We start from the raw sequence: 16,970 nt of genomic DNA, 5'->3' as shown, positions 1-16,970 counted from the left end.
AGGGCCGGAGGCGAACAGATCGGGGTGAACGGGCGCGGATGCGTTCGATGTCGCCGAAGACCGTCCGCAGGTGGGTGTACATCGCGGTGAGGGCCAGTGCCACGCCGCCACCGCCGACCGCGTCCCTGGGGGACGGCCTGGACGTCACTGGGCCCACCACCCACAGCTTCCCGCTGGAGCGGGCCGAGGAGACGCCGGCCGACCCGGCCGACCCGGCCGACCCGGACAGCGGCAGCAGCAAGGACGTGCTGCTCGTGTCGGGCGACTGAGACCCGCCAGGAGCCGGATGCCTCATGGCCCACCCGGCAGCAGCCCGGTGTGGCGGCCTGCCTCAGCCCACGGCCGCCTGCACGTACGGCACCAGCCGGACAGATCCGACCAGACCGTAGGCCTGGCGGGCGGCGGCGCCGAACACGGCCGGCCGGACGGCCCTGAGGCGGTTGACGAGCGGCGTCGCCACCTCGATCTCGGGGCGGCGGCCAACACCGCGACGACTTCCGTCCCACGCGGGTATTGACCGCCCGTGAGACACATGAGAACGTTCTCTCACCCAGTCGGGAGAACGTTCTCTCACCACCTCTGAGAGAACGTTCTCAGCAAGCATGGGAACACACTCTCGCGCCCCTCGCGTGCCGTCCGCGGCCGCAGAGGGGCATCCCGGCCCCGCAGTCGTCGCCCACCCGGCCACCGCCGTTCGGCCCCGTCGATCAGGCCGTCACCACCCGCACCCGTCGATCAGGCCGTCACCACCCGCACCACCGCCGGAATCCCGTGCGCCCGGGCACGGTCCGGTGCTCAGCGCACGCATGACGTTCCAGCACGCATGGAGGAGACATGGGGAAGTTCCGCTCGGCCAGAGGGGTGGCCGCCGCGGCGGCCGTGCTGGCCCTCGCCGTGACCGGCTGCGGTTCCGGTTCCGCGGCGGACGGGAGCTCTTCGGCCGCGAACGCGTCCGGCGTGGCCCAGGCCGGCACGCTGAAGGTCGGCACGTCGAACAACACCAAGCCGTACACCTACGAAGAGAACGGCAAGCTGACCGGCTTCGACGTCGACCTGATCTCGGCAGCGGCACAGAAGCTGAAGCTGAAGCCGGAGTTCGTGTCGCTGGACTTCGCGGGACTGCTGCCGGCGGTCAACAACCGGCAGTTCGACGTGGCCGCCGCGGCCGTGGGCATCACCACCGACCGCGTGAAGATGGTCGACTTCTCCGACGGCTACCTCGCGGGCTACTTCGGCCTGTTGACGGCCGCCAAGAGCGGCATCACCTCCAAGGTCTCCAGCGTCGAGGGGAAGAAGATCGCGGTCCTCCAGGGCTCCATCACCGACGTCAACTCCGCCACACTGATCCCCGGCGCGCAGATCGTCCGCTTCCCCGACAACAACACCGCCGCCCTGGCCCTGAAGAACGGCCGCGTCGACGGGTTCTTCAACGACTACGGTCCCAACCGCGCCATCGCCGGCAAGTACCCGGCCCTGCACCTGGGCCAGCCCCTCACCGTCCCCGCCACCGACTTCCCCGCCGGCTGGGCGGTGCGCAAGGGCAACACCGCGCTGCGGAGCAAGCTCGACACCGCGCTGAAGCAAGTCGTCGCCGACGGCACCTGGCTGAGGCTCTACAAGAAGTACTTCCCCGAGGACCCGGTGCCGAGCAGCAGCCAGCTGCCTCCCTACAAGGCGAGGGCACTGAAGTGAACGACCTCATCGGCAACTTCTTCGACTGGCACCTGATCGGGCAGGTGCTTCCGGACCTGCTCACCTACGGCCTGCGCAACACCCTGCTGCTGTCGGTGCTCTCCGCACTCCTCGGCAGTGTCATCGGCATGGTGCTCGCGGTCATGGCCCTGTCCTCCCGCAGCTGGCTGCGGTTCCCCGCCCGCGTCTACACCGACATCTTCCGCGGTATGCCCGCCGCGCTCACCATCCTGGTGATCGGCGAGGGCGTGTTCGCGGCCCGGATCAGCTGGCTGGCCTCGCCGTACCCGGCGGCCATCCTGGCGCTGAGCCTGATGTCCGGGGCGTACATCGGGGAGATCTTCCGCTCGGGCATCCAGAGCGTCGACAAGGGACAGGGCGAGGCGTGCCGGGCCCTCGGCCTCACCCACGGCCAGGCGCTGCGCCTGGTGGTGGTGCCGCAGGGTGTGCGGCGGGTGCTGCCCGCGATGGTGAACCAGTTCATCGGCATCATCAAGGACTCCAGCCTGGTGTACTTCCTGGGGCTGATCACCACCCAGCGCGAGCTGTTCCGTATCGGCGAGGACGAGTCGGTGACCTCGGGCAACCTGTCACCGCTGCTGGCCACCGGCCTGTGCTACCTGCTGCTGACGGTGCCCCTCACCCACCTCGTCAACCACATCGACCGGCGGCTGCGCGAGGGCTCCCGCCCGGCCGCGGCGCCCGAGGAGCCCTCGCTCGTCGACCCGAAGGAGGTGCTGGCGTGAGGACGCCGGACCTGACCGTCTCCCCGGCAGGGCAGCGGTACACGGGCGCCTCCCTTCAGGCGCGCGACATCCGGATGCGGTTCGGGCCCGTCGAGGTCCTGCGCGGTGCGGACCTGACGGCGCCGGCCGGTGAGGTGGTGTGCGTGATCGGCCCCTCCGGCTCGGGCAAGTCGACGCTGCTGCGCTGTCTGAACGGCCTGGAGACCCGCACGTCGGGCGAGGTCCTGCTGGACGGCGAGGACACCACGGCGATGGACCCCAACGTGCTGCGGCAGCGCATCGGCATGGTGTTCCAGCAGTTCAACCTGTTCCCGCACAAGACGGCCCTGCAGAACATCACGCTGGCACTGCGCACCGTGAAGAAGCTGTCGAAGGAGGAGGCCGCCGAGATCGGGCTGCGGCGTCTGCGGGACGTCGGGCTCGGCGACCGTGGCGGGCACCGGCCGGCCCAGCTGTCCGGCGGGCAGCAGCAGCGGGTGGCCATCGCCCGGGCTCTGGCCATGGAGCCGCAGGTGATGCTGTTCGACGAGGCCACCAGCGCGCTGGACCCCGAACTGGTCAAGGGAATCCTGGAGTTGATGGCCGAGCTGGCCGGCGCGGGCATGACCATGGTGGTCGTGACCCACGAGATGGGCTTCGCCCGGCAGGTCGCCGATACAGTGGTGTTCATGGATGCGGGAGTCGTCGTGGAGTCCGGGCCGCCGGAGCAGATCTTCGACGCGCCGCGGTCCGCGCGGCTGAAGAAGTTCCTCTCGCAGGTGCTGTGATGGCGGGGAACGGTACCGGAGCGCAGGGCGGACGCAGGCGTCCGACGGTGGCCGACGTGGCCCGCGAGGCCGGCGTGTCGGTGGCCACCGCGGGCCGCGCCCTCGGCGACTACGGCCGGGTCGGCGACGCCCTGCGCGACCAGGTGCGGGCCGCCGCCGCCCGACTCGGCTACTCCCCCAACGGCGTCGCCCGCAGCATGCGCTCCGGCGGCACCCGCACCATCGGCTTCATCGGGGTCGACATCTCGAACCCCTACTTCGCGACCGCGATGCGCGGCATCTGCGACGTGGCCCGCGAGGAGGGCTACGAGGCGATCCTGGCCAACAGCGACGACCGTATGGACGCCGAACGGGCCGCGGTGAAGGTCTTCCTGGAGAAGCAGATCGAGGGCCTCGTCGTCGCACCGAACGCCGTGATCGACGTCGCGCACCTGCGGCGCGCCCAGGACCTCGGGGTACCGGTGGTCCTGCTCGACCGCCACAGCAGCGCCCTGGACGCGGACAGCGTCGTCATCGACAACGAGGGCGCCGCGCAGGAGGCGGTCGAGCATCTGCTGGATCTGGGCCACCGGCGGATCGGGATGCTCCTGTACGTGGATCCCGACGAAAGCCCCGAACTGGTCACGTCGGACAGCGGCCGGCTGACCGTACGGGGTGCGGCGCGCCCTTCGATCGACCGTATCCGCGGCTACCTGGCCGCTCTGGACGCGTACGGAGCGGAGTCGTCCCGGGAGCTGATCCGCTGCTCGGTGATCGGGGACGCCGCCGAGTTCGAGAAGGAGGCCCACGCGCTGCTGTCGCTTCCTGAGCCGCCGACCGCCGTCTTCGCCGCCGACAACGTCGCCACCCAGGGGTTGTTCACAGCCGTCCGACAGCGGGGCCTCGCCCTTCCGGGCGACATCTCGCTGGTGGGCTTCGACGACCTGGACTGGACGACTCTGGTCGACCCGCCGCTGACCGTGGTGGGCCAGTCGCCGATGGACATGGGGCGCACCGCGGCCGAGCGGCTCTTCGCCCGTATCAAGGGCGACGACAGCCCCGGCGAACGGATCGTCCTGCCCACCCGGCTGCTCGTCCGCTCCAGCGCCGCGAAGCCGCGGCGCGGCGACGCCCGCGCCGACTGACACAGGGCCTCGCCCCAAGACCCTCACCCTCGTCCTCACTCAGCGCAGCGCGATCACGACGCGGCGCAGGCACACAACACGCTCATGCGAGCGCATCCCGCACGGCGCCCGCGGAAAGGCACGTTCACCATGCCCGTTTCCTCACCTTCGTCCTCCTCTTCCTCCAGCCGTCGTCGCGTGGCCGTGGTCGGCGGTGGCGTGCTCGGCGTATCGACCGCGGCACAGCTCGCCCGGCGCGGCGCGGAGGTCGTCCTGGTCACCGACTCCGGCCTGACCTCGGGCGCGTCGGGCCGCTCCCTGTCGTGGCTGAACTCCTTCGGCGGTCCCGGCGTACGGTCGGCGGCCTACCACGACCTGCGGATGCTGGGCCTGGACCGCTATCGCACGCTCGCACACCGGGTTCCGTCCTCCTCCCCCTACCTCCGCTTCGACGGCGGGCTGACCTGGGCGCCGTCCGGTGACACCGAACCGCATCGCTCGGCGTTCGCACACATGCGGCGGTGCGGCTACGACGCGGTGTGGCTGGAGCGCGACGAGGTGGCCGACTGGACGCCGGGCGTCGACCCGGCCGCCATCCCCGACGAGGGGGCGATCTTCAACCCCGGTGAGGGCTGGGTGGACCTCGCGGCGCTCGTCCGGCGGCTCGCCGCCGACCTCACGGGGGCCGGCGGCCGGATCGTCACCGGTGCGGGAGCGGCCTCGGTCGTGGTGGAGGGGGGCCGTGCCAGGGCCGTGCGGACCGGGTCGGGTGAGCGGATCGACGTCGATGCCGTGCTCCTGGCGACCGGTGCCGCCGTGCCGCGGATGGTCCAGGAATACGGTGCCACCGTCCCGGACGCCACCCCGGTGGCCCTCCTGGTGCGGACCCCGCCCGTGGACACCGCCCTGCGAGCGGTGCTCAACACCCCGCGGGTGGCGGTGCGTCCTGCGCCGGACGGTTCGCTGGTGATGGACTCCGACGCGGCGGCGGACGAGGTGGTCGTCCATCCGGACGGCAGCTACGAGGTCAAGGACGCCACGGTCGAGCAGCTGCTGCGCGAGGCGTCGGCCGTGCTGGAGGGCAACCCCGTGCTGACCGCCGCCTCCTACGGGGTCGGGCCCAAGCCGATCCCCGGCGACGGCGAGCCGGTCTTCGGCGAACTGGAGGAGGTACCCGGTCTGTTCGTGGCGTTCACGCACAGCGGGGCGACGCTCGCTTTGATCGCGGGTGAACTGCTGGCCGACGAGATCGTCACCGGGGAGCCCAGCCCCCTCCTCGCGGCCTTCCGTCCGGGCCGCTTCGGCTGACCCCGCCCGGAACGGCGGGGTGCGCCGGGGCATCCTGCCGTTCCGTCGTGCGGTCCGGCAGCCTGACGTCGCACCGCACCGCTCGGTCCCCCACTTGTGGGGAACCGCCGGCTCACTGCCCGGCCGGAGGCCGGACGTCGTAGACGAGCAGTCCGTCCTCGCGCAGCCGCACTCCCTGGCTGAGGGAGTGCGGGACGAGCCGGCCGTCGTGCATCAGATGCAGGACGGGCCGCCCGCGGGCGAGCACCACGAAGTCGGCGATGAGGCGACGGTGGCAGCGCCACCAGACGGCCTCCCCGCACATCACGGCCGTCCGGCGCTGTGCGGCTTCGTCGAGGAGCAGCGTGATCGCGTCGACGAACTCGGCCGTCCGGGTGTGTCCGGCGTATCCGCGGAAGGACTCGTTGCGCCACACGGTGTCGGGTGAGTCCTGCGGCACCTTGCGGAATCCGCCCAGTCGCGGCTCCCAGCGGTAGCCGATCCCGCACTCGGGGAGCCACTGCTGCAGCCGCTCCCTGCCGACGTCCGGGTTGCGGCGGCTTCCCGGGGCGGTCCTGACATCCACCACGGCGGCGATCCGAGCCGCGCGCAACAGGTCCGAGAGCCGGTCGCGGTCCGCCGTACCGTGTCCGAAGGTGACGAGCGCCTGTTGCCTCATACGTCCAGGATCGTGCGAACGCCTGGTCCCGCAGCCGCTCCGGCTCGGCGGCCGACCCGGGTGATGGGACCTTCCCGCGCGGTTCGGTTCACCGTGTCAGCACGCTGACTCCCAGCGCGATCAGGCCAGCGCGCCCTGCATCAGGCCCAGGTGCAGCGGACGGACCTGGACGTTCTCCTCGTGGTCATCACCGGAGACGGCGTCCTCGGCAGCCCCGACGGGCCACGCCGTCTCACCGAGGGCACGCTGCTGTGGCTGCCGCGCGGCTCCACCCGCAGCGTCACCGCGGGGGAAGACGGCCTGTCCTACCTCACCGTCCACAAGCGCCGCCGGCATGCAGATCCGCCGTCGCTGAACGATTCCCCGCTCAGGGCCCGTCACGGCGCATCTTTTGCGGCATCCGGCGGAGCCATACAGGACAAAAGCGAGCGATTTGGTGCCGCGTCGGGCCATGCCGGACCATGGGTCCGCCCCGGCGATCCCGGGCACCAGTTCGATGAAAGGCGCACCACCCCATGCACGTCACCGGAACCGCCCCTCCGTCGGCTCCGGCCCCGCAGGAGGCCCCCAAGGCCCCCGCCCCCGCCGAGGACTCCAGCGGCGACACCGGCAGGCACACCCGCCGCTTCGGTCTCCCCGTCGCCACCGCGCTGGTCATGGGCAACATCATCGGCGGCGGCATCTTCCTGCTCCCGGCCTCCGTCGCCCCGTACGGCACGGTCAGTCTGGTCGCCTTCGGCGTCCTGACCGTCGGTGCCATCGCCCTCGCCCTGGTCTTCGGCCGGCTCGCCGAGCGTGACCCGCGCACCGGCGGGCCCTACGTCTACGCCCGCGAGGCCTTCGGTGACTTCGCCGGCTTCCTCGCCGCCTGGGCGTACTGGATCACCACCTGGGTGTCGAACGCGGCGCTCGCCGTCGCCGCCGTCGGCTACCTCGACGTACTGATCCCGGTGAACGGTCACCGCTGGAGCGCCTGCCTGGCCGCGCTCACCCTGCAGTGGCTGCCCGCCCTCGCCAACTTCGCGGGCACCCGCTACGTGGGCGCCGTCCAGTTGGTGTCCACCGTGCTGAAGTTCGCACCGCTCCTGCTCGTCGCCGTCGGTGGGCTGTTCTTCTTCGATCCGCACAACCTCGGCCCGTTCCATGCGGGAGGCGGCAGCGCGATCGGCGCGGTGTCCGCCTCCGCCGCGATCCTGCTCTTCTCCTACCTGGGTGTGGAGTCCGCCGCCGTCAGCGCGGGCGAGGTGAGGAACGCCCGGCGCAACGTGGGACGCGCCACCGTCATCGGCACCACGGGCGCTGCGCTGGTCTATCTCCTCGGCACACTGTCCGTCTTCGGCACGGTCGCGCACGACAGCCTGGTGAAGTCCACCGCGCCCTTCTCGGACGCCGTCAACGCCATGTTCGGCGGCAGTTGGGGAGGCTGGGCCGTAGCGCTCGCCGCGCTCGTGTCGATGACCGGCTGCCTCAACGGCTGGACGCTGCTGAGCGCCCAGACCCCCTACGCCGCGGCCAGGGACGGCCTGTTCCCCGCCCCCTTCGCGCGCCGGCGGCGGGGCGTTCCCACCGTCGGTGTCGCCGTCACCGTCGTCCTCGCCTCGCTGCTCACCGTCTACAACTACACGTCGGGCTCGGCGAAGGTCTTCGAGATCCTGGTCCTCGTCACCACGTTCACCGCGACCGTGCCGTATCTGTTGGCCACCGCCGCGCAGCTCTTCCACCTCGTCTCGGGGCGGCGCGAGCTGGTCGACCGGGCGCGGCTGGTGCGGGACGCCGTGGTCGCGTCGGTCGCGGCCGCCTTCTCACTGTGGCTGGTGGCGGGCGCCGGATACGCCGCGGTGTACCAGGGCGTGCTGTTCCTGTTCGCGGGGGTCATCGTGTACGCGGTGCTGGCGGCCCGGCGGCAGAGGACGGCCTGATCCCACGCCGCCGTTACCGTCTGGCCCGGCCGGGATGCCGGAAGGAGTGCCGGAATTCAGCGGCGGGGCCTGGCCGTGCGGACCTGAGAGGCGGTTGACGCCGATTCCGTCCGGTTGCGTGGCGCGGCGGGGGGTACTCGCGCCCGCAGCGTTTCGCTGGTTGCACTGCTCGGTGACGGTGACGGAGGACAGATGAAGGGCCCAGGTTCCGGGTTCCGGTCGGCGCGGCATGTCTCCTCGGAAATGGTGGGTGGCCGGTACCGGTTGGGAGCCGGGATCGGCCGGGGAGGCGCCGCCGACGTCCATGAGGCGTTCGACGTCCGCTTGGGCCGGGAGGTGGCCGTCAAGCTCTTCCGGCCGGACACCGATCCGCGGATGGAAGAGCGGTTCTCCGAGGAGGCCGTCCTTCTCGCGCGTATGCAGCACCCGGGGCTGGTCACCGTTTACGACGCCGGCCGGCACAGGGGACGCTCCTATCTGGTGATGCAACTGATCAAGGGCGAGACTCTGCGCACGCGTCTGGCCGCCGGGCCCCTGCCTCCCGGGCGCGTCGCCGAGCTCGGCGCCGCCCTTGCGCAGGCGCTCGCCCATGTGCACGGTGCCGGCATCGTGCACCGTGACGTGAAGCCGTCGAACGTCCTGCTGAACGCCTCCGGGGCCCCGCACCTGGCGGACTTCGGTATCGCCCGACTGGTGAACGCCACGCGGCACACGGCCTCCGACGTACTGATCGGGACCGCGGCCTATCTGGCCCCGGAGCAGGTCATGGGCAAGGGAGTGGGACCCTCCGCCGACGTCTACGCGCTCGGCCTGGTTCTGCTGGAGTGCCTGAAGGGCGAACTGGAGTATGAGGGGACCCCGTTGGAGTCCGCCGTGGCCCGGCTTCACCGCCAACCGGTGGTTCCGCCCTCGGTGCCCCAGGAGCTGGCCCGCCTGCTGCGTGCCATGACCGCTCAGGACGCGGAGGCCCGTCCCGACGCCGAGCACTGCGCCCAGGCCCTGTCCGCTCTGCGCGCCGATCGGCACGTCCTGTCGTCCTCGGCCTCCTTCAGCCCCCGGTCAACCGCATCCCCCGATACGCGTGTCCACGCGCGTACCGGGGGGATCGCGGTCGAGGAAGCCAAGAAGCCTACGGTCGACACCACAGCCGCGCATCCGCGCACCGGAACGCGGCATGCGAGCAGGCCGAAACACACCCGCCGCCGTACGGCGGGCGCCGTCCTCACAGCGCTCTCGGCAACGCTGACGGTCACGCTCGCCGTGGCTCCGGGCAGCAGTGAGACCAACGCCGGACGGGCCGACTCCGCCCCGCCCACGTCCCCGTCGGCGGAGCCGCCCACCAAAACCGCGACGAGGGAAGCTCCGTCCACGGCGGCCCCTCGACCGACCGCGTCCGCGTTCTCGTCCGACTCGAATACTTCCCCCTCCCCCCTGGCCGGCGCGTCGGGCGGCGACGGCGCGTACGGCCGTGCTGTTCGACCGGAGGCCGCGCTCCGCGACGGCCGTAAGGCGACCAAGGAGGTCGAGGAGGTCAAAGAGGCCAGGAAAGCCAAGGATGCGGGGGCAGACGAGGCCACCCGGGCGGCGGAGGCCAAGAAGTCTCAAGCGCCCAAGGGACACAAGGACCACGGTTGACCCGCGTACAGGGCGGACGTGCGGAGCATGAGTTCGGTCTGTCGGTCGCTGTGTCGGTCGCGTCCGATCTGGACCGAGTCGGCGTCTGCCGGGCCTCGCGGCCTGGCAGACCTGTCCCGTCACACTGTCACCGGCTGTGAAGAACATCGCCATGACGAAGGCGGCGACCGCGATGCCGAAGGAGACCGCGAAACCCATCTCCGTGAGCAGCGAGTTGCCCGCCAGCATCATCGTGGCGAAGGTCGCCGCCAGGATGAAGCCCGCGGCGGCCACGGTCGGTCCGGCGTGCCTCAGCGCCATGCCGGCCGCCTCACGAGGCTCGCGGCCCTCCCGGGCCTCCTCGCGGAGCCGGGCGATCATGAGGATGTTGTAGTCGGTGCCGATGGCGACCACGAAGAGATACATGATCACCGGGAGCATGAACATCAGCCCCGAGTGTCCCTGTCCCTCCTGGAAGATCCAGACCGTGGCGCCGAGGGTGCGCCGAAGCCGAGGCCCACCGAGGCGATCAGGTACCAGGGGGCGACCACACTGCGCAGCAGCAGCCCCAGGATGACCATGATCAGGAGAGCGGCGACAGGGAAGACCGTCCGGTAGTCGTGGTTGACCGCGGCATCGATGTCCTTGTAGATCGAGGACATGCCACCGACGAGGGCCTCGGTGCCCTGCGGGGCGGAGGAGTGGGCGATGTCGCGCACCCTGCCCACGGCGTCGATCGCCTTGTCCGTCGACACCTCGTACTTGAGGGGTGGGGCCGTCAGCGGCGCTGCCACGGCAGGGCCGCCGGGTACGCCTCCTCCTGGCCTCCCGCAGCCACGGCCTTGAGCTCGTCCAGCGATTCCCGCATCAGCTGCGACATCTCGCGTTCCTCGGCGGCCGCGATCCAGCGTTCGAAGCCGACCTTGAAGACGGCCATCCCCGCCTCGGCGGTCAGGCTCGCGGCCGGCTCGCCGACGCCCCGCCGGCGCAGGGTGTCGGCGAGCGCGGCCGACATCGAGGCGAGCTTGATCAGTTCACGCTCGCGGAGTTCCGCGTTCGCCATGATCACGGCCTGCCGCCTCCGCGCGTGCTCGCGCCGGTCGGTGAACACCTTGCAGACCGCGTCGAGGCCCAGGGCCAGCGCGTCGATCGGCGTCGCGGACTCCGGAGCGTCGGCGACCGCCTTGACGAGCAGCTCCTGCACTTCACCGGAGCCGGAGAACAGCACCTCGCGCTTGTCGGCGTAGTGCCGGAAGAAGGTCCGCTCCGTGAGCCCGGCCCTTTTGGCGATCTCGGCCACGGTGGTCTGCTCGAACCCGCGCTCGGTGTAAAGCTCCAACGCCGCCTTCGCCAGGCGCTCGCGCGCGTTCGGCTCCCATCTACCCATGCACCGATCCTAACGTGATGACAGTAACTGACATCAGGTGCTAGCGTCGATGACAGTAACTGACATCAACGGATCGGGGTCTCTGTCATGCGCATCTTTGTCACCGGCGCGTCCGGTTGGATCGGTTCCGCCGTCGTACCCGAGCTCATCGACGCGGGGCACCAGGTCGTCGGGCTCGCCCGGTCGGACGCCTCCGCCGGCGCGCTCACCGCGGCCGGGGCGGAGGTCGTCCGCGGCACCCTCGACGACCTCGCCGTCCTGCGGGACACGGCCGCCGCCTCGGACGGGGTGATCCACCTCGCCTTCAAGCACGACATCGCCTTCACCGGCGATTTCCAGGGCGCCGCCGAGGCCGATCGCCGCGCCGTCGACGCCGTCGGCGACGCACTCGCCGGCACGGACCGCCCCTTCGTCCTCGCCTCCGGCGTGGTCGGACTCGCGCCCGGGCACGTGGCGACCGAGCGGGACATGCCCACGATCGACGGCTCGCCGACGTCGATCCGAGCGGCCACCGCACAAGCGGTGCTCGCACTCGCCTCCCGCGGCGTGCGCTCATCCGTGGTGCGGCTCTCTCCGACCTGCCACGGCGAAGGAGACAACGGCTTCATGGCGACCCTCGTCGCCATTGCCCGCACCAGGGAAGTCTCCGGCTACATCGGCGACGGCGCCAACCGCTGGCCGGCCGTCCACCGCCTCGACGCGGTACGGCTGTTCCGCCTGGCGGTCGAGAAGGCCCCCGCCGGATCGGTGTTGCACGGCGCCGCGGAAGAGGGCGTCGCGATCCGCGACATCGCCGAGGTGATCGGCCGTCACCTCGACGTGCCGACGGCCTCCGTGCCCCCCGAGGCCGCATCCGAGCACTTCTCCTGGCTGGGCGCCTTCCTCCGCGCCGACGCCCCGATGTCGAACACCCTGACCCGCGAACTGCTGGACTGGGAACCCACCCAGCCCGACCTCCTCACCGATCTCGACAAGGGCCATTACTTCCACACCTCTGCCACCACCGACTGACACCAGCCGCCGGGACGCCGTCTGCGTCAACGCGCCTGCGGTCAGGGATCTACAACGCCGATGCCCTGGACAGAGGCGCCCGTCGGGATCCCGGTCGCAGTCCGAACCGGCCCAGGTGGAGCCGCTGTCGCACCACCGGCGGCACGTCAGTCGTCGGCCGGGAACTCTCCGGTGAAAGCGGCGGCCATGCGCAGCCAGGGCGCGGCGTCCTCGTGTCGGCCCTGGCGTTGCAGGGTGCGGCCCAGCATCAGGTGGGCGTAGTGCTCCACAGGGTCACGGTCGATGATCTGCCGCAGTTGCTCCTCGGCACGCCGCAGCTGTGCCGACTGGTAGTAGGCGCGGGCCAGCAGCAGCCGGGGCGCACTCTGCTCGGGGACCTCCTCGACGACGGCGGCGAGCAGTTTCGCGGCCCCGATGTAGTCCTTCGCCTCGAACAGCAGCCGGGCCCGCTCCCAGCACTCCGCCGTGGTCTCCTCGTGCGGGACGCCGGCGCCGTTGTCGAACAGGTGCAGGGCGCTCGCCCAGCGGTCCGGCGCGACGCCGTCCGTCGCCGGGTAGCCGTTGAAGGTGTCGCTCATCAGTCTTCCTCTTGGAGTTGTCCGGCGTGAGCACGGTCCCTCACGGGGTCCAGAGCTCGGCCAGTTGCTGTTCGTACGGCAGGGTGGACACGCCGCCGCCGTTACGCCCTCAGGACGCCCGCTCGGCCGAGCGGGTGCTCCCGGCGTCGCGGGCTGCGACCAGTGACGCATGGGTGGGGGCGTCGGGCACGTCGGCCGGGCGGTTCGTCGCGTACTCCTGGCGCAGCACGGGTACGACCTCCTCGCCGAGCATGTCGATCTGCTCGAGCAGGGTCTTCAGCGGTACTCCACCCCCGTCCACGACGAACAGCCGGCGCTGGTGTTCCCGGTCGGCGTCCGGCTCGTGATCGGATCGGTGGCCACATCACCGACGCCGAGGATCCCGAACCGCATCGCCCTCGCCTCCCTCAACCGATTGATACGTCGACTGACTGCCCGAACATGTGCCCGCCCGCCTCTATTCCGGGCAGGGCGCGCCGGCCCGCCCCTCCGGCACATCCGTCAGAGGGACGGTCGGCATCGTCTCCGCCACCGGCGTCGTCGCCCACTGATCGGCACGGGCGGTGGCCTGCAGGCGTCCTCGCTCGTGGTCGGCCATCCGCGCCGGGTCGTTGGGCCTCTACCACGTCAGCCACGCCGGGTTCTGCTTGGTCAAGGGTCGGCTACAACTTCACCGAGGTCGTCCCCTACGGCGCCGGGCTGGAGGGAAGAAGGTCGCGCAGGGCGGCTCCGATGGCGGCGATGCCCTCGTCGATCTCGTGGGCCGGGCCCGCCGCGTAGCCGAGGACCAGGCCCGGAGGGCCGGGCGTGATCCGGTGCCAGGACAGTGGGTGCACCTTGACGCCTCCTGCGAGAGCGGCCGCGGCGAGGTCGGTGTCGCGGAAGCCGCTGTCGCGGGCGCCGCCCGGCGGGTCGCTGAAGGTGACCATCAGGTGCAGGCCGGCTGCCGCCCCGTGGACGCGGGCGCCGGGCAGATGCCTCTCGATCGCTCGCAGCATCACGTCCCGGCGCCTGCGGTGGCGCTGCCGGACATGGCGCAGGTGCCGTTCCAGCTCGCCCGAGTCCATCAGGCGGGCGAGGACGAGCTGGGTGAGGACGCCGTTTCCGAGGTCGGCGTACCGCTTGGCCGTCACGAGGGCGTCTCGTCGGTCCGGCGGTACGAGGAGCCAGCCCACTCGGAGCGCCGGCGCGAGCAGTTTGGAGACGCTGCCCGCGTAGCAGACGCCGTCGGGCAGCAGCGAGCGCAGCGCGGACACCGGCGGCCGGTCGTAGCGGTGCTCGGCGTCGTAGTCGTCCTCGATGACCACGCCACCCTCGGCCGCCCAGCTCAGCAGCTCGCGACGGCGTTCCCCGTCGAGGACGACACCGGTGGGGAACTGGTGTGCCGGGGTCAGCAACACCGCCCGGGCACCACTGGCACGCAGCGCTCCCACATCGAGGCCGCCCGCGTCCACCGGAACAGGCACGACCTCGTGGCCGCCGTACTCCAGCTGCTGGCGCGCCCCGAGCGAACCGGGATCTTCGACGGCGACGCGGCGGATCCCGTCCGCCCGCAGGATCTGCCCGAGCAGGCCGAGAGCCTGCGCCACGCCCGCGACGACCACCACCTCCTCCGGGTCGGCCCGAATGCCGCGGTTGCGGGCCAGCCAGCCGACCACGGCCCGGCGAAGGGCGGGCGCACCCCGGGGGTCGCCATAGCCGAAGTCGGCCGGTCCGACTCCCGCGAGGACGGCGCGTTCGGCGCGCAGCCAGCCGGTGCGGGGGAAGGCGGCGAGGTCGGGGACGCCCGGGGAGAGGTCGATACGGCAGGGCAGGGCGCGCAGAGCGTCGATGAGGCCGTCGCGGTCGCCCGAGCCGAACAGCGCGGGTCCGGCCACGGCCCCAGATCCGGTCCCGGCCCCAGATCCGGCCGTGTCGCGGGCGTGGTCGCGGGGCCCCGCAGGAGCCGCCACGACCACCGTGCCGAGCCGGCCGCGCCCGGCGATCTGGCCGGACTCGGCGAGGCGCCGATAGGCCTCGGTGACCACGCCCCGGGTGACGCGCAGCTCCTCGGCGAGCACGCGACTGGCAGGCAGTCGTGCGCCGACGGGCAGCCGGCCGTCGGCGATGGCTGACCGCAGCCGGTCGGCGAGCCAGGCGGTACGGCCGCCGGGCGGTGCCTCACCGATGTCCAGCTGGAGGAAGTCCGAGCCGACAACCGCGCCCGGGGCTGCCCCGTTGTCCACCGGCACGTCCACTGCCGCCGCCCTCGAGCGTGCACTTTTGGACCCGTGAGTCGATGGCCTTGTGGACCTGTCCATGGCGTCCATTGTCACGGCAGCGTGGGCGGTATGGACACACCTTCCGCTTCGTTCACCCAACTCCTCCCCGGCATGGTCGGGATGACGCTGGTCGGCAGCAGCGTCACCGTCTCGCGCACGCTGGTCGACTCCCCGCTGTTCACCACTCAGGCGGTCCGGTACGCGGCCGCGACCGTGATCCTTTTGCTCATGGCCCGGCTCGCCGGCGCTCGCCTGCTGTGGCCCCGTGGCCGGGAGTGGCTGTGGCTGGCCGGGATCGCGGTCACCGGTCTGGTGCTGTTCAACGTGGCCGTGGTCCGGGGCGTCGGCCATGCGGAGCCCGCGGTGGTCGCCGTCGCGATCGCGTGCGTACCCGTGGTACTCGGGGTGGTGGGCCCGGCGCTGGAGCGGCGCAGGCCGAGCCGGCAGGTCCTGTTGGCGGCGCCGGTCGTCATGGCGGGCGCGGTGCTGGTGGAGGGGACGGGTCGCACCGACGCCGTGGGGGTGGGCTGGGCGGTGGCGGCCCTCGGGTGCGAGGCCGCGTTCACACTGCTCGCGGTGCCGGTGCTGCGACGGCACTCGCCGTGGGGGGTGTCCGTGCACGCGATGTGGCTGGCCGGTGTGCTGCTGGCCGTTCTCGGCGCGACCTCGGAAGGTCCTTCGGCGGTCCGGGAGTTGTCCGGCTCCCAGTGGGCTGCCGTCGGCTATCTGGCGCTGATGGTGACGGCGGTCGCCTTTGTGCTGTGGTACTCGACGGTCCGCGCCCTCGGGGCCGGACGAGCCGGGCTGCTCACCGGCATCGCACCGCTCTCCGCGGCGGTCGTCGGCGCCGTCTCGGGCAGCGGCGCGCCGGGACCGTCGGTATGGCTCGGCATCGCCGTGCTGATGCTCGGCCTGGTCGGTGGCCTGCGCCCACACGGCGGTCCCGCCCGCGGCCTCACAGCCATGGATCGGTCGCCCACGGCGGACTCCTCACCCGCCACGGCGCGCTCCAAGTAGCGGGCCGCCCGCCACAGCAAGATCGCGGCAACGTCCTCAGGGGCCGTGTGCGCGGGTTCGAATCCTGCCGGGGGCACCTTGTATGAGGTGCCCAAAGACCCCGCCATCAGCAAGTTTGCTGAGTGCGGGGTCTTGTCGTATGTGCAGGCAGATGCCGTCGGAAGCAGCCGTTTGCCAGTGATCACGTAATGGCGACGTAATGATCGTGATGACATCGTGCCAGGTCAGAGCGTGTTTCGCGCGGCCCTGAGCGTAGCCCTGTGGACCACCTGTGGACAGGCCGGGGCCCCGGACCACTCACGACCCGGGGCTCCGAGATGTAGTCGCCTCGTCGAAGACGTCGTTCGAGGTCAGATCGAAGAGTTGTTGATCTGCTCACGGGTCAGTCGCACCGGCTCACCGGTCGCGTTGTCAAACCGGCGCCGCACCAGAATCCTGAACCCGAGATCATGCAGGGCCATCTCGGCGGCGTTCGTGTTCGCTGGCTCCTGTCCCTTCAGCGCGTTCCGCACGAGCACGAGTGCGGGGACGTTCTTCCCGCCGACCACTGCGAGCACGTCGTACTTCTCGTCTTCGGACGTACGCAGAGCAGCGACAGCGACGTCCGCGAGCGTAAGGACGGCATAGGTACCGTCCTTCAGGCCAACGCGGGTTTCTGCAGACGTGCTCATCGTCTCGGGGGGCATGGTGTCTCCTCAATCGGACCTGGCTGGATCGTTCTCCGGCCGTATCGGCCAGGAGGCTACACGCCTTCCGGCAAGCCGAAGCCCCGGACCGCTCAAGTCAGTCCAGGGCTCCCGTATGTGATCAGGTCCTTAGACACCGTTTCTTTTGGCGGGGGCGGGGCGTTAAGCCCGCGTGGAGAGACTTGTAGAGCACCTGGTTCCAGACGGTCTATGGGAGTTGTTC

At 71.3% G+C, this 16,970-nt stretch carries 16 protein-coding genes and 3 pseudogenes; 11 read left to right on the top strand and 8 right to left on the bottom strand.

Annotated elements, in window-relative coordinates; genetic code table 11:
• Positions 1–47 precede the first annotated feature (47 nt).
• The gene (locus ACZ7L1_RS21280; RefSeq protein ID WP_471439212.1) at positions 48–269 is read left to right on the top strand and encodes a hypothetical protein; all 222 of its coding nucleotides are present in this window, start codon (positions 48–50) and stop codon (positions 267–269) included.
• A 62-nt stretch (positions 270–331) separates the two neighbouring features.
• On the opposite strand, the gene ACZ7L1_RS21275 is transcribed toward ACZ7L1_RS21280, so the two are convergent.
• Entirely contained in the window at positions 332–460 is a 129-nt protein-coding gene (locus tag ACZ7L1_RS21275) for a hypothetical protein (RefSeq protein WP_471439210.1), read from the bottom strand.
• A 374-nt stretch (positions 461–834) separates the two neighbouring features.
• Here ACZ7L1_RS21275 and ACZ7L1_RS21270 point away from each other — a divergent pair, with 374 nt between their 5' ends.
• The 5 genes from ACZ7L1_RS21270 to ACZ7L1_RS21250 all read left to right on the top strand — a co-directional run bounded on the left by ACZ7L1_RS21270 (position 835) and on the right by ACZ7L1_RS21250 (position 5,616).
• Positions 835–1,692 (top strand): ABC transporter substrate-binding protein, encoded by an 858-nt coding sequence (locus ACZ7L1_RS21270; protein ID WP_471439208.1) that lies wholly within the window; start codon positions 835–837, stop codon positions 1,690–1,692.
• A complete protein-coding gene (locus ACZ7L1_RS21265) occupies positions 1,689–2,438 on the top strand; it encodes an amino acid ABC transporter permease (RefSeq protein WP_471439207.1) in 750 nt (249 codons plus the stop codon). The genes ACZ7L1_RS21270 and ACZ7L1_RS21265 overlap by 4 nt, the downstream gene beginning before the upstream one ends.
• Entirely contained in the window at positions 2,435–3,205 is a 771-nt protein-coding gene (locus tag ACZ7L1_RS21260) for an amino acid ABC transporter ATP-binding protein (protein WP_471439205.1), read from the top strand. Before ACZ7L1_RS21265 ends, ACZ7L1_RS21260 begins: the two co-directional genes overlap by 4 nt.
• On the top strand, positions 3,205–4,329 hold the full coding sequence (locus ACZ7L1_RS21255; protein WP_471439204.1) for a LacI family DNA-binding transcriptional regulator: 1,125 nt from the start codon (positions 3,205–3,207) through the stop codon (positions 4,327–4,329). The genes ACZ7L1_RS21260 and ACZ7L1_RS21255 overlap by 1 nt, the downstream gene beginning before the upstream one ends.
• Positions 4,330–4,506: 177 nt before the next feature.
• Positions 4,507–5,616, top strand: a complete 1,110-nt coding sequence (locus ACZ7L1_RS21250; protein WP_471439202.1) for an NAD(P)/FAD-dependent oxidoreductase — start codon at positions 4,507–4,509, stop codon at positions 5,614–5,616.
• A gap of 112 nt (positions 5,617–5,728) precedes the next feature.
• Here the strand turns inward: ACZ7L1_RS21250 and ACZ7L1_RS21245 are convergent, their stop codons facing one another.
• Entirely contained in the window at positions 5,729–6,274 is a 546-nt protein-coding gene (locus ACZ7L1_RS21245; protein WP_471439200.1) for a DUF488 domain-containing protein, read from the bottom strand.
• Positions 6,275–6,436: 162 nt separating this feature from the next.
• Between ACZ7L1_RS21245 and ACZ7L1_RS21240 the strand changes: the two are divergent.
• The 3 genes and pseudogenes from ACZ7L1_RS21240 to ACZ7L1_RS21230 all read left to right on the top strand — a co-directional run.
• Positions 6,437–6,629, top strand: a pseudogene (locus tag ACZ7L1_RS21240) (hypothetical protein); the annotation flags it as partial.
• Positions 6,630–6,789: 160 nt separating this feature from the next.
• Entirely contained in the window at positions 6,790–8,193 is a 1,404-nt protein-coding gene (locus ACZ7L1_RS21235; protein ID WP_471439198.1) for an amino acid permease, read from the top strand.
• 192 nt (positions 8,194–8,385) lie between these two features.
• Complete coding sequence (locus tag ACZ7L1_RS21230) at positions 8,386–9,828, top strand: serine/threonine-protein kinase (protein WP_471439196.1); 1,443 nt, start codon at positions 8,386–8,388, stop codon at positions 9,826–9,828.
• A 96-nt stretch (positions 9,829–9,924) separates the two neighbouring features.
• Here the strand turns inward: ACZ7L1_RS21230 and ACZ7L1_RS21225 are convergent.
• Positions 9,925–10,574 (bottom strand): annotated as a pseudogene (locus ACZ7L1_RS21225) (MMPL family transporter); the annotation flags it as partial.
• 11 nt (positions 10,575–10,585) lie between these two features.
• Positions 10,586–11,194, bottom strand: coding sequence for a TetR family transcriptional regulator (locus ACZ7L1_RS21220; protein WP_471439194.1), 609 nt, complete (start codon positions 11,192–11,194; stop codon positions 10,586–10,588).
• Positions 11,195–11,281: 87 nt separating this feature from the next.
• Here ACZ7L1_RS21220 and ACZ7L1_RS21215 point away from each other — a divergent pair, with 87 nt between their 5' ends.
• Positions 11,282–12,205: an SDR family oxidoreductase gene (locus ACZ7L1_RS21215; protein WP_471439192.1), complete on the top strand. Its 924-nt coding sequence runs from the start codon at positions 11,282–11,284 to the stop codon at positions 12,203–12,205.
• A 146-nt stretch (positions 12,206–12,351) separates the two neighbouring features.
• Here the strand turns inward: ACZ7L1_RS21215 and ACZ7L1_RS21210 are convergent, their stop codons facing one another.
• The 3 genes and pseudogenes from ACZ7L1_RS21210 to pdxR form a co-directional block, all read right to left on the bottom strand.
• The gene (locus tag ACZ7L1_RS21210) at positions 12,352–12,783 is read right to left on the bottom strand and encodes a tetratricopeptide repeat protein (protein WP_471439190.1); all 432 of its coding nucleotides are present in this window, start codon (positions 12,781–12,783) and stop codon (positions 12,352–12,354) included.
• 109 nt (positions 12,784–12,892) lie between these two features.
• Positions 12,893–13,108 (bottom strand): annotated as a pseudogene (locus ACZ7L1_RS21205) (5,10-methylene tetrahydromethanopterin reductase); the annotation flags it as partial.
• A gap of 361 nt (positions 13,109–13,469) precedes the next feature.
• Positions 13,470–15,092 carry a MocR-like pyridoxine biosynthesis transcription factor PdxR gene (gene pdxR / locus ACZ7L1_RS21200; protein WP_471439188.1) on the bottom strand — a complete coding sequence of 541 codons (1,623 nt, stop codon included), beginning with the start codon at positions 15,090–15,092 and terminating at the stop codon, positions 13,470–13,472.
• 21 nt (positions 15,093–15,113) lie between these two features.
• On the opposite strand from pdxR, the gene ACZ7L1_RS21195 reads away from it, so the two are divergent.
• Complete coding sequence (locus tag ACZ7L1_RS21195) at positions 15,114–16,061, top strand: DMT family transporter (protein ID WP_471439186.1); 948 nt, start codon at positions 15,114–15,116, stop codon at positions 16,059–16,061.
• A 350-nt stretch (positions 16,062–16,411) separates the two neighbouring features.
• Here ACZ7L1_RS21195 and ACZ7L1_RS21190 read toward each other — a convergent pair whose 3' ends face one another.
• Entirely contained in the window at positions 16,412–16,747 is a 336-nt protein-coding gene (locus ACZ7L1_RS21190) for a hypothetical protein (protein WP_471439184.1), read from the bottom strand.
• Positions 16,748–16,970: the final 223 nt, after the last annotated feature.

It is taken from the genome of Streptomyces sp. NPDC107546, assembly GCF_055639175.1.
This window is presented reverse-complemented; position numbering and strand designations above follow the sequence as displayed.